General features: G+C 75.0%; 10 protein-coding genes. 5 read left to right on the top strand and 5 right to left on the bottom strand.

All coding sequences use genetic code 11. The features are described from left to right. Window positions 1-41 precede the first annotated feature (41 nt). The 5 genes from HOP40_RS18130 to HOP40_RS18110 all read right to left on the bottom strand — a co-directional run bounded on the left by HOP40_RS18130 (window position 42) and on the right by HOP40_RS18110 (window position 5933). Window positions 42-401 carry a nuclear transport factor 2 family protein gene (locus HOP40_RS18130; protein ID WP_172160163.1) on the bottom strand — a complete coding sequence of 120 codons (360 nt, stop codon included), beginning with the start codon at window positions 399-401 and terminating at the stop codon, window positions 42-44. 66 nt (window positions 402-467) lie between these two features. Further along, entirely contained in the window at window positions 468-2207 is a 1740-nt protein-coding gene (locus tag HOP40_RS18125; protein WP_172160161.1) for a PEP-utilizing enzyme, read from the bottom strand. A gap of 215 nt (window positions 2208-2422) precedes the next feature. Beyond that, complete coding sequence (locus HOP40_RS18120; RefSeq protein ID WP_240157129.1) at window positions 2423-3127, bottom strand: TetR/AcrR family transcriptional regulator; 705 nt, start codon at window positions 3125-3127, stop codon at window positions 2423-2425. Window positions 3128-3198: 71 nt separating this feature from the next. Then, the gene (locus HOP40_RS18115) at window positions 3199-4665 is read right to left on the bottom strand and encodes an aldehyde dehydrogenase family protein (RefSeq protein ID WP_172160157.1); all 1467 of its coding nucleotides are present in this window, start codon (window positions 4663-4665) and stop codon (window positions 3199-3201) included. Further along, the gene (locus HOP40_RS18110) at window positions 4662-5933 is read right to left on the bottom strand and encodes a cytochrome P450 (protein ID WP_172160155.1); all 1272 of its coding nucleotides are present in this window, start codon (window positions 5931-5933) and stop codon (window positions 4662-4664) included. The genes HOP40_RS18115 and HOP40_RS18110 overlap by 4 nt, the downstream gene beginning before the upstream one ends. Before the next feature lie 69 nt (window positions 5934-6002). On the opposite strand from HOP40_RS18110, the gene HOP40_RS18105 reads away from it, so the two are divergent. The 5 genes from HOP40_RS18105 to HOP40_RS18085 all read left to right on the top strand — a co-directional run bounded on the left by HOP40_RS18105 (window position 6003) and on the right by HOP40_RS18085 (window position 11311). Next, window positions 6003-6803, top strand: a complete 801-nt coding sequence (locus HOP40_RS18105; RefSeq protein WP_172160153.1) for an SDR family oxidoreductase — start codon at window positions 6003-6005, stop codon at window positions 6801-6803. 69 nt (window positions 6804-6872) lie between these two features. Continuing rightward, window positions 6873-8408, top strand: coding sequence for an AMP-binding protein (locus tag HOP40_RS18100; protein ID WP_172160151.1), 1536 nt, complete (start codon window positions 6873-6875; stop codon window positions 8406-8408). Continuing rightward, on the top strand, window positions 8408-9037 hold the full coding sequence (locus tag HOP40_RS18095; RefSeq protein WP_172160149.1) for a histidine phosphatase family protein: 630 nt from the start codon (window positions 8408-8410) through the stop codon (window positions 9035-9037). Before HOP40_RS18100 ends, HOP40_RS18095 begins: the two co-directional genes overlap by 1 nt. A 23-nt stretch (window positions 9038-9060) precedes the next feature. Continuing rightward, a complete protein-coding gene (locus HOP40_RS18090; protein WP_172160147.1) occupies window positions 9061-9714 on the top strand; it encodes a MarR family transcriptional regulator in 654 nt (217 codons plus the stop codon). A gap of 1 nt (window position 9715) precedes the next feature. Beyond that, window positions 9716-11311: a pyruvate, phosphate dikinase gene (locus HOP40_RS18085; protein ID WP_205346803.1), complete on the top strand. Its 1596-nt coding sequence runs from the start codon at window positions 9716-9718 to the stop codon at window positions 11309-11311.

The following is an 11311-nucleotide window of genomic DNA, read 5'->3' as shown; positions in this document are numbered from 1 at the left end:
CGTGCCGTGCTCGGGGCCGTGCGCAGTACTGGTCTCGGTGCTCAGTGCCAGCGTTCGGTGGCGTAGGGGGCGTTCCACACGTCGGTGATGCGGCCGTCGGCGACGCGGAAGACCTCGATGCCGCTGAGCGTGCGCTCCGCGGTGCGGCCGGTGGCGTTCCAGACGAGGACGGCGTGCTCGGCGTCGCCCGCCAGCACCTCGTGGGTGAACCACGGCTGCCACGCGGGGAGGTCGGCCGAGATGCGGTCGATCTGCTGCTGGTGGCTCAGCGACGTCGTGGAGCCGGGGTCGTGCCGGACCAGCGGGTCACCGCAGATCTCGCGGACGACCTCGACCCGGCCCTGGTGGTAGATCTCGTCGAGGTAGCGGCGGACGACCTCGACGGGCGGGCTGTGCGTCATCGGTGTGCTCCTGGGGTGCGGGTGGCCCGGGGCGCCGAGCGGCTCGGCGCCCCGGGGCGTGCGTCCTCAGACCTCGAGGATCGTGACGATCGCGCTCGTGCCGTCGACCTCGATCAGCGCGCCGTCCGGGATGCGGCCGGTCGCGTCGGTGGCCGAGACCACGCACGGGATGCCCAGCTCGCGACTGACGATCGCCGCGTGCGAGAAGGGCGCCCCCACGTCGACGACGACGCCCGCGGCCGCCACGAACAGCGGCGTCCACGACGGGTCGGTGATCGGGGCGACGAGGATGTCGCCCGGCTCCAGCGCCGACGGGTCGTTCGGGTCGGTCAGTACCCGGGCCCGCCCGCGCGTGACGCCCGTGCAGCCGGAGACGCCCTGGATGGTCTCCCCCGCCACGGCGGCGGTGTGCGTGCGGTCGGAGCGGCGCTTCCACTCCGACAGCGGCGGGACCTCGCCGACGACGACGAACGGCGGCTCGTAGTCGAACAGCTCGACGTAGGTCTTCTCCCGCGCGCGGACCTGCTCGGTGAACGAGCCCGGGTCGGCGAGGTAGGCGGGCAGCTCGTCGCCGAACAGCATGAAGACCTGCTTGGCGTCGTCGAGGTGACCCGCCTCGACGCCGCGGCGCCCGAGCTCCAGCGCCGGCAGGCGCAGCTCGTGGACGAGCATCGCCGACGTGGTGCGCGACCGCTCACGACCCCGCAGCCACAGCGCCGCGGCCTTCAGCGCGACCTCGAACTGGCCCAGCGCCTCCGCGTTGCCCGCCAGCAGCTCGCGGACGGTGGCCGCGGCGGCCTCCCGGTCCTGCACGCGCACCGCGTTCTTGACCTGCGGCGCTTCGTCGTCGCCGATGCCGCGCATCCGGTCGACGGTGTGCAGCGCGAGCTCGGGCCTGAGGCTCCAGGTGTCGGCACGCAGCTCCCACTCGGCGGGGCCGCGGAAGTCCCAGTCGGCCAGGAAGGCGTCGAGCTCGGCGCGGAAGGCGACCACGCCGGCGTCGTCGCTCGCCGCGATGCGCCCGTAGAGCCCGGGGACGCCCGCGTCGAACAGGGCCGCGACCGCGCCGGTACGGGCGTTGCGACTCAGTGCCCACATGCCGCTGGACGGGCCGGTGGAGTCGACGTCGCCGATGCCGCTGACGAGCGTCAGCCCGAGCTCGGGCTTCCCGACGGCCGCGGCGAGCTGACCGATCGCGCCGAGGCCGACGCCGGACTTCAGGCTCGACTCGATGTGGTGCTGGAACAGCCGCGTCTGCAGGTCGCCGTAGGACGTGAGGCGCTCGACGAGCTGCTCGTCGGTGAGCGTCGACAGGTCGGGGCGGGAGCCGCGCACGGCGAGGACGTCGGCGCGGTCGGCGTCGTAGGTGCCCAGGTTGTCGGCGAGCAGCACCTCGTTCATGAGCCAGCCACCGGCCTGCTCGGAGAACGCGGGGTCGTCGTCGAAGTCGCGCTTCTCGCTCTCGTAGGACGGGATGCCCGGCATGTCGCCGAAGTACTGCAGGTCGACGGCCTCGGCGCCCATCCCGGGCACCCGCACGCCGAACAGCCGCATCAGCGACATGTTGATGTAGAGGTAGCTGCCGAAGGCCGGCAGGACGTTGCGGTCGACCGTCTTGTCGTAGATGTCGTGGTCCCACACCTTGCAGGCCACGAAGGCGGCCTCCCAGCCGGGCTCCAGGTTGGCCTGGAAGCCGATCGAGGCGTTCAGCGGGGAGATCGGGTCGGGGAAGATCTCCCCCACGTTCGCGCGGGAGTACAGCGGAAATGTCTTCGAGGTGCGGTCGAAGATCGGCCAGTCGGTCACGGAAGCGGTCTCCCTCGTCACTGGGGCTCGAGTGGCACGGTCGCTCGTGCTCGGGCCGGGGCCTGCAGCCCGGCAGGAAGCTCCCGGGACCGCGTCGGGCGTCGCGGAGCCGGAGCACTCTCCCCGTTCTGCGACGAACGAGTCACATCGTGGCGCGGTGGAGAACGGCTGTCAACCCGTCGGGGGCACGTCGCGGCCCCGATCCGGAGGGAAGCTCAGCCCGCGGAGACGGGACCGGCGTGCGCGCCGTCGACCAGCGGCAGCGCGCGGTGCCACACGGCACCGACGACGGCCGCGAGCGCGTGGATCCGCTCCGGCCGGGGCGCCTCGGGGGCGAGGCCGATGTGGACGTACGCCGTCTGCTCGATGGTCGAGCCGAGGACGTCGGCCAGCAGGTCGAAGTCGGTCTCGGCGATCACGCCCTGCTGGTGCAGCCGCCGCAGCCAGCGCCCGGTGCGCTCGACGTAGCCGGCGCGCTGCTGCAGCCACAGCTGCGTGAAGCCCTCCTCGGCGCTGGACGCCGCGGCCTCGCGCATGACCCGCAGGATGTGCCGGTTGCGCGTGTAGGAGGTGAGGTAGGAGGTGGCGAGCACGACCATCGTGTCGAGGTCGACGCCGCTGCCGACGACGGAGCGCCCGGTCGAGGCGGTGAGCTCGTCGAGGCTGGGGCGCAGCGACTCGAGGAAGATCTCGTTCTTGCTCTCGAAGTGCCGGTAGAAGTTGCCCTGCGAGACCCCGGCGCGGAAGACGATGTCGGAGATCCGCGTGCGGGCGTAGCCGTACTCGGAGAAGCAGCTCAGCGCGGCGTCGAGCAGCTCCTGGCGCGTGCGGAGCCCGCGGACGTTCTTGCCGCGCCGCACCGGCTGCTTCACCGCCGCCGCGGCGTCCTCGGCCGCGGGCGACGCATCCTGCTGGGCCACCGGCACCTCCGAGGCGAGTTTGTGAACGCCTCTCACCATATCGTGGCGGCGGGCGGACGCCGTCGCGGCGCTCAGCCCAGCAGCGAGGTGATCTCGACGAACTCGTCGATGCCGTAGCGGCCGAGCTCCCGGCCCAGCCCCGACCGGCCGTAGCCGCCGAAGGGCGCGTCGAGGCTGTCGCGGGTGCGCACGCCGTTGACCTTCACCTGCCCGGCCCGGATCCGGGCGCCGACGGCCCGTGCGCGCTCGCGGTCGGCCGACCAGACGCCCGCGGCGAGGCCGTAGTCGGTGCTGTCGGCCAGCGCGACGGCCGCCGCGTCGCCGGAGCCGTAGACCTGCACCGCGAGCACCGGACCGAACACCTCCTCGCGGGCGAGCGCGAGGTCGGGCGGGACGTCGGTGAAGACGGTAGGCCGGTAGTAGTAGCCGACGTCGAGACCATCGGGGGCCTCGGGCCCGCCGGTCAGGAGCCGGGCACCGTCGGCGGAGGCGCGCCGGACGTGCCCGCGCACGCGCTCCCGCTGCGCCGCACTGACCAGCGGGCCGAGGTCGCTGCTGGCGTCGAACGGGTCGCCCGTCCGGATCTCCCCGACGGCGGCGACCAGCCGCTCGCAGACCTCGTCGTGCAGCGCGGCCGGCACCACGAGCCGGGTGAGCGCGTTGCAGGCCTGGCCGGAGTTGAAGAACGCCTGCTGCACCGCGCTCGGCACGGCGACGTCGAGCGGGGCGTCGTCGAGCAGGACGTTCGCCGACTTGCCGCCCAGCTCCAGACAGACGCGCTTGATCCCGGGCGCGGCGAGCCCGGCGACCCGCGCCCCGGCGTCGACGCTGCCGGTGAAGGAGACGACGGCCGTGCGGGGATCGCGCACCAGCGCCTCCCCGACGACGGGACCGGTGCCCGACACGACGTTGACGACGCCCGGCGGCAGCCCGACCGCGACGACGAGCTCGGCGAGGGCGTAGGCGCACAGCGGCGCGACCTCGCTCGGCTTGAGCACCACGGTGCAGCCCGCGACCAGCGCGGGGCCGATCTTGGCCGCGATCTGGTGCAGCGGCATGTTCCACGGCGTGATCGCGACGACGACGCCCGCGGGCCGGCGCAGCACCTCCCCCGCCGACGTCGGCTCGCGCCACGGGTAGCCCTCGGCGAGGTCGGCGGTGGTGCGCAGGACCTGCGCGGGCATCCGCACCTGCGCCGGGACGGCCAGGTGCCACGGCATCCCGACCTCGGTGGCGACGACGCCGCCGATTTCCTCCGCCGCCGCGTCGAGCGCGGCGGCCAGCGCACGGACGTACCCGACACGCTCCGCGACGGCGGTGGCCGCCCACGCCGGCCAGGCGGCGTGCGCGGCGTCGACGGCCGCCGTGGCCTCGGCCGCGGTGCCGGCCGGGACGTGCGCGACGACCCGCTCGGTCGCCGGGTCGACGACCGCGACCGGCTCGCCCGCCGAGCGGACCCACCGGCCGCCGATCAGGTGGTCGGTGCGGTCGCGGACGAGGTCGGCTCCCGGGCGCCGGGTGCCGACGCCGGCCGTCACCGGCGGCCCTGCGTCATCCGCACCGGCAGCCGCTTGATGCCGCGGAACCAGTTGGACAGCAGGCGGTCGGGCTCGCCGAGCAGCTCGACGTGGATGTCGCGCGCGATGAGCTGCTCGTAGAAGACGCGGGTCTCCATGCGTGCGAGGTGCGCGCCGAGGCAGAAGTGCGGGCCGGCGCCGAACCCGAGGTGCCGGTTGGGCGTGCGGTCGAGCCGGAACTCCTCGGGCGCCTCGAACTGCCGCTCGTCGCGGTTGGCCGAGGAGAACCACAGGACGACCTTCTCCCCCGCCTTCACCGTCCGCCCGTGCAGCTCGACGTCGGTGGTGGCGGTGCGGCGCATGTGCACCACCGGCGACATCCAGCGCACCATCTCCTCGATGCCGGTGCGCAGCAGCTCCGGGCCGCCCTCGCGCAGCCGCGGCCACAGGTCCCGCTGCCCGAGCACGGCGACCGAGCCGCTGAGCAGGTTGCGGGTCGTCTCGTTGCCCGCGACCGTCAGCACCATGTAGTAGGGGTTGAGCCAGTCCTGCGTGAGCGGCGCGTCCCGGAACCGCGACTGCACCAGCGTGCTGACGATGTCCTCGCGCGGGCAGCCGCGGCGCTCCTCGCTGAGGGCGGCGTAGTAGGCGAACAGCTCCTCGCGGGCCTTCGCGGCCGTCTCGGGCCCGGCCGAGTACTCCGGGTCCTCGCTGCTGGACTCGTTGGTCCAGCGCAGCAGCAGGTCGGCGTCCTCGGTGGGGACGCCGAGCATCGGGGCGAACACCAGCAGCGGCAGCCGCGAGGAGATCACCTTGACGAAGTCGAACTCGCCCAGCTCGAGGGCCTCGTCGAGCAGCGCCGTGGTGACCTCCTCCACGCGCCCGGCCAGCTTCTCGACCGCGCGGGGCATGAAGGTGCTGGTGAGCAGGCGGCGCATCGGGCCGTGGTCGGGGGCGTCCATGTTGTGGATCTGCCGCGGCCCGTTCCCCTCGGCGCGGCGGCTGGGGATCTGCGTGCCCTCGCCGTTGCCGAACCGGGTGGCGTCCTTGGCGACGGCCTCGATGTCGGCGTAGCGGGTGAGCGACCAGAAGCCGGCCTCGTCGCCGGGTCCGGGGTTCCAGAACAGCGGCGAGTCCTCGCGCAGCCGGCGGAACACGTCGCCGTCGCGGTCGTCGGCGAACAGCCGGGTGTCGAGCAGGTCGAACTCGTCCGGCCCGTCGTCGGGCGCCCCGCTCCCGTGGGGCACCGGACCCGTCTGCGCCCCGGGGCACACCCTCGTCGTGGCCATCGTCCGCTCCATCCGTCAATTTGCGACTGACGCTATACATCTTGGCGGACGGATGGCAGGGTGCGCAACATGTCCAGCCACCCCACCGGCACCGGGAGCCGGCGCGTCGTCGTCACCGGAGCGGCGTCGGGCATCGGCGCGGCGCTGGCCGCCCGCCTCGTCGCCGCCGGGCACGAGGTGATCGGTGTCGACCGCGCGCCCGCCACGATCCCGGACGGCGCCGTCCGCGTCACCTGCGACCTGGCCGATCCGGCGTCGGTGGCCGCGGCGGTCGGCGAGATCGACGGGATCGGCGCGGGCCCTCTGCACGGCCTCGCCGCCGTCGCGGGCGTCCCGGGCACGGCGCCCCCGGAGACGGTCTACGCCGTCAACCTCCTGGGCCTGCGCCGGCTCACCGAGGCGCTCCTCCCCCGCCTGGCCGACGGCGGCGCGATCGTGCTGCTGTCCTCGATGGCGGGCTACCGGGGCACGGCGACCGACGAGGAGGCGGCCGCGCTGGTCGCCCTGCCCGACGACGTGCTCGCCGCCCGCCTGGCCGCCCTCGGCCTGGCCGGACCGGAGGCCTACCAGCTCTCCAAGCAGCTGGTGCAGCGCTACGCGCTCGACCTGGCGGCCCGGCTGCACCCCCGGGCCGTGCGCGCCACGAGCATCAGCCCGGGACCGGTGCAGACGCCGATCCTCGCCGACTTCCGCGCCACGATGCCCTCGCTCGACGTCGCGGCCGAGCTGGTCGGGCGGCACGCGCGGCCCGAGGAGGTCGCCGCCGTGGTGGAGTTCGCGCTCTCGCCGGAGGCGTCCTGGCTCAACGGCGTCGACCTGCGGCTCGACGGCGGCCTCACCGCGCTGCGCTCCACTACTGCGACTCGCTAGTCACGTCTCGGCTTGTCCCCGCGCCCCCGGGCTCGTACCGTGGGCCCACATCGTCGACTCGGAGGTCGTGTGCACCCCGGCAGCGTCGCCCAGACGGTCCCCGACCGTCCGGCCATCGTCCTCGCGGAGAGCGGGGAGTCCCGCACCTACGCGGAGCTCGACGACCGCAGCGCGCGGCTCGCCGCCCTGCTGCGCGCCCGCGGCGTGGCCCCCGGCGACACCGTCCTGCTGCTCCTGGGCAACGACGTGCGCTGGGGCGAGGTGCCGTGGGCCTGCTGGCGCAGCGGCCTCTACCTCGGCGCGGCCAACCGCCACCTCACCGCCGACGAGCTGGTGCCCGTGCTCGAGGAGGCCGCGCCGCGCGCCGTCGTCACGTCGGTGGACCTGGCGCCGACCGTCCGCGAGGCCGCCGCGCGGGCGGGGCTGGGCGACGACGTCCTGTGGCTGGTCGTGGGCTCGGGCGGCCACGACGACTACGACACCGCCCTCGACGCCACCCCGCGCGATCCCGGCCTCGTCGAGACGCTCGGCGGGCGCCTGCTGTTCAGCTCGGGCACGACCGGGCGGCCCAAGCCGTTCCGGGTGCACCCGCAGGACCGCCACCCCGCCGACGCCCCCGTCCGCTCCGGCGGCCTGATGCGCTCGCTCGGCTTCGACGACACCGGCAACGTCCTGCTCGTCCCCGGCCCGGCCTACCACGCGGGCCCGCTCGGCTTCCTGCAGTCGGTGCACCAGCTCGGCGGCACCGTCGTGCTCATGGAGCGGTTCGACGCCGAGGGCGCGCTCGCCGCGATCGAGCGCCACGGCGTCACGCACAGCCAGTGGGTGCCGACGATGTTCGTGCGGCTGCTGCGCCTGCCCGAGGCGGTGCGCACGCGCTACGACCTCTCGACCCACCGCGTCGCCGTGCACGCCGCCGCGCCCTGTCCGCCGGACGTCAAGCGGGCGGTGCTCGACTGGTGGGGCCCGATCGTCCACGAGTACTACGGCGCGAGCGAGGGCTACGGCCGCACCACGATCGGCCCGCACGAGTGGCTGGCCCACCCCGGTTCGGTCGGGCGGTCGGTGGAGAGCGCGGTGCACGTCGCCGACGCCGAGGGCCGGCTGCTGCCGCCCGGCGAGGTGGGGACGGTGTGGTTCGCCCGGCCCGGCGCCGCCGACCCCGCCCGTGCCGACGACGGCACCGCCGACCTCGCCGCGACGCCGGGCTGGGGCACCGTCGGCGACCTCGGCCGCCTCGACGACGACGGCTACCTGTACCTCACCGGCCGCCTCGGCCAGACGATCATCACCGGCGGCGTCAACGTCTACCCGCGCGAGATCGAGGACGCCCTGGCGCTGCACCCCGCCGTCGACGACGTCGCGGTGCTCGGCGTGCCCGACCCCGAGTTCGGGGAGCAGGTGAAGGCCGTCGTCGTGCCCTCCCCCGCAGCGCGGCCCGGCGACGACCTGGCCGCGGAGCTGATCGCCCACTGCCGCACGCGTCTCGCCGGCTTCAAGTGCCCCCGCACGGTCGACTTCGTCGACGCCCTGCCCCGCAGCGACGCCGGGAAGATCCTGCTGCAGCCCCTTCGTGACCGCTACCGGCCCGTGGAGACGACCTGATGGAGCTGCTGCTCATCCGCCACGGCCGGCCCCGGCCCGAGGAGTCGGCCACCGGTGCGGGCGTCGACCCGCCGCTGACCGAGCCCGGCCGCGCCGAGGCCGACCTGCTCGGCCGCTACCTCGCGGCCGAGACCGGACCCGACGTCGTCTACACGAGCCCGATGCGCCGCGCGCGGGAGACGGCCGAGGCGATCACCGCCCGCAGCGTCGTCCCGCTCACCGTCGACGACCGCCTGCGCGAGTTCGACCACGGCGCCACCAGCTACACCCCGCCCGAGCTGAGCACCGCGGGCCCGGAGGCGCGGCGCACGCTGTGGCGGGCGCTGGAGACCGGGGTGTGGGGCGCGCACACGTTCGACCCCGACGAGTTCGAGGCGCGCGTCGCCGCCGCGTTCACCGACATCATCGCCGCGCACACGTCGTCGGTGGTGGCGGTCGTGTGCCACTCCGGGGTGATCAACTCCTTCCTCGGCACCGTCCTGCGCCGCCCGCGTGGCATGTTCTTCCAGCCCGCGTACACCTCGATCAGCCGCGTCGCCGCCTCCCGCGACGGCCGCCGCCAGCTGCTCACCCTGAACGAGACCAGCCACCTCCAGCTCGCCGCGGTGCACGAGCCGCGGCGGTCCTGACCGTCCGACCGAGAGGCCATCCGGTGCGCACCGACGACGATCCCACCGCCACCCCCACCGACACCGACCCGCGGCTGCTCGTGCTGCACCTGCTGCGCCTGGGCGGGTTCGTCGCGGCCGACCGCGTCGCGCGCGGCACCGGGCTCGACGTCGACGTCGTCACCGGCATCCTGGAGACCGCCCGCGCCGACGGCCTGGCCACCGAGCGCTCGGGCCGGATCAGCGGCTGGGTGCTCACCCCGGACGGCCGGGCGGCGCACGCGGCCCTGCTCGCCGAGGAGCTGGACCGGCGCGGGGCGCAGGCCGCCGTGGAGGAGGCGAGCACGGCGTTCCTCGCGCTCAACGAGCCGTTCAAGGCGCTGTGCACGCGCTGGCAGATGCTCCCCGACGGCTCGATCAACGACCACGGCGACGCGGCGTACGACGCGTCCGTCGTCGAGGACCTGGGGCCGGTGCACGAGCGGGTCGTCGCCCTCACCGCCCGGCTCGCCGGGACCCTGCCCCGCTACGACCGCTACCCGCGCGCCTTCACCGCCGCCCGCGAGCGGCTCCTCGCGGGCGACCGGAAGGCGTTCGCCGCGCCGCTGTCGGAGAGCTACCACGACGCGTGGATGGAGCTGCACCAGGACCTGCTCAGCACCCTGGGCCGCGAGCGGTCCGCGGCGGACGGGCACTGACGTGACGACGACAACGGCGACGCTCGGGCTCTACGCGTTCGACCATCCGCACGACCGGCCCCCGCGCCAGCTCGCCGACCTGCTGGGCGGCAAGGGCGCGGGGCTCGCAGAGATGACCTCGGTGCTCGGCCTCCCGGTCCCGCCCGGCTTCACGATCGCGCTGCCGGTGTGCCGGGCGTACCGCGAGGGCGGCTGGCCGGACGGTCTCGACGCCGCCGTCGAGGAGCACTGCGCGGCGCTGGAGGCGCGGATCGGGCGGCGCCTGGGCGACCCGGCCGACCCGCTGCTCGTCGCGGTGCGCAGCGGCGCCCCGCGCTCGATGCCGGGGATGCTCGACACCGTCCTCAACCTGGGGCTGAACGACGAGACCGTCGAGGGGCTGGCCGCGGTCTCCGGCGACGCCGCCTTCGCCTGGGACAGCTACCGCCGCTTCCTCACCATGTACGCGACCACCGTCCTCGGCGTGGACGCCGGCGCGCTCGGGCACGCCCCGGCCCCGGTGGGCGCCGAGGCACTGCGGGGGCGCGTCGCGGAGATCCGGGACGTGCTCGCGCGGCTCGGGGCGACCGTGCCGCAGGACCCGCGCGCGCAGCTGCGCGGCGCGGTCGAGGCCGTGTTCCGCAGCTGGGACAGCCCGCGCGCGCAGACCTACCGCGCCCGCGAGGGCATCGACGGCGACGTCGGCACCGCCGTGAACGTGCAGGCCATGGTCTTCGGCAACCTCGACGACGCCTCGGGCACCGGCGTCGTGTTCACCCGTGACCCGTCCACCGGGGCGAACCGCCCCTACGGCGACTTCCTTCCCCGCGCGCAGGGCGAGGACGTCGTCGCCGGAACCGCCCGCACGCTCACCCTCGACGACATGGCCGCGCACCTGCCCGGCGCGCACGCCGACCTCCTCGGGCACCTCGCCCGGCTGGAGCGCCACTACCGCGACATGTGCGACGTCGAGTTCACCGTCGAGCGCGGCACCCTGTGGATCCTGCAGACCCGCGTCGGCAAGCGCGGCGCGGTGGCGGCGGTGCGGCTGGCCGCGCAGATGGTCGACGACCCCGCGATCGCGCTGACCCCCGCCGAGGCCGCGGCCCGCGTCACCGACGACGAGCGGCAACGGGCGCGGGGCGAGGTCGTCGCGGCGGCGAGGCAGGGCGCGATCGCCGGTGCGGTCGCGACCGGCCTCGGGGCGTCGCCGGGGCGGGTGAGCGGAGCCGCTGTGCTCGACGCCGACGCGGCGGCCGACTCCGAGGGCGACGTCATCCTCGTCCGGCCCGAGACCAGCCCCGAGGACGTGCACGGCATGTCGGTCTCGGTCGGCATCCTCACCAGCACGGGCGGGCTCGTCAGCCACGCGGCCGTCGTCGCGCGCGGCTGGGGCATCCCCGCCGTCGTCGGTGCGGCGGAGCTCGTCGTGGGGGCGGCGGAGGTGACGACGGCCGACGGCGCCGTGGTGTTCCGCGCGGGCGACCTCATCACGATCGACGGGACCACCGGCGAGGTGTGGTTGGGCGGTGCGGCCGACGGCGGGGCCGCGGACCTCACCGACGACGAGATCGTGGAGCGGGACCTGCCGGAGCTGCTGCGGCTCCGCCACCCGTGA

The organism is Pseudonocardia broussonetiae (assembly GCF_013155125.1).
In the GTDB taxonomy this organism is placed as follows: Bacteria; Actinomycetota; Actinomycetes; order Mycobacteriales; family Pseudonocardiaceae; genus Pseudonocardia; species Pseudonocardia broussonetiae.
The sequence above is the reverse complement of the archived record's forward strand: the minus strand, read 5'-3'. Positions and strand labels throughout refer to the sequence as shown.

Bases quoted from the DNA above. Each gene is read 5' to 3' on its own strand.
- HOP40_RS18130 (WP_172160163.1), bottom strand. From the start codon at position 401: ATGACGCACAGCCCGCCCGTCGAGGTCGTCCGCCGCTACCTCGACGAG.
- HOP40_RS18110 (WP_172160155.1), bottom strand. From the start codon at position 5,933: ATGGCCACGACGAGGGTGTGCCCCGGGGCGCAGACGGGTCCGGTGCCC.
- HOP40_RS18105 (WP_172160153.1), top strand. From the start codon at position 6,003: ATGTCCAGCCACCCCACCGGCACCGGGAGCCGGCGCGTCGTCGTCACC.
- HOP40_RS18095 (WP_172160149.1), top strand. From the start codon at position 8,408: ATGGAGCTGCTGCTCATCCGCCACGGCCGGCCCCGGCCCGAGGAGTCG.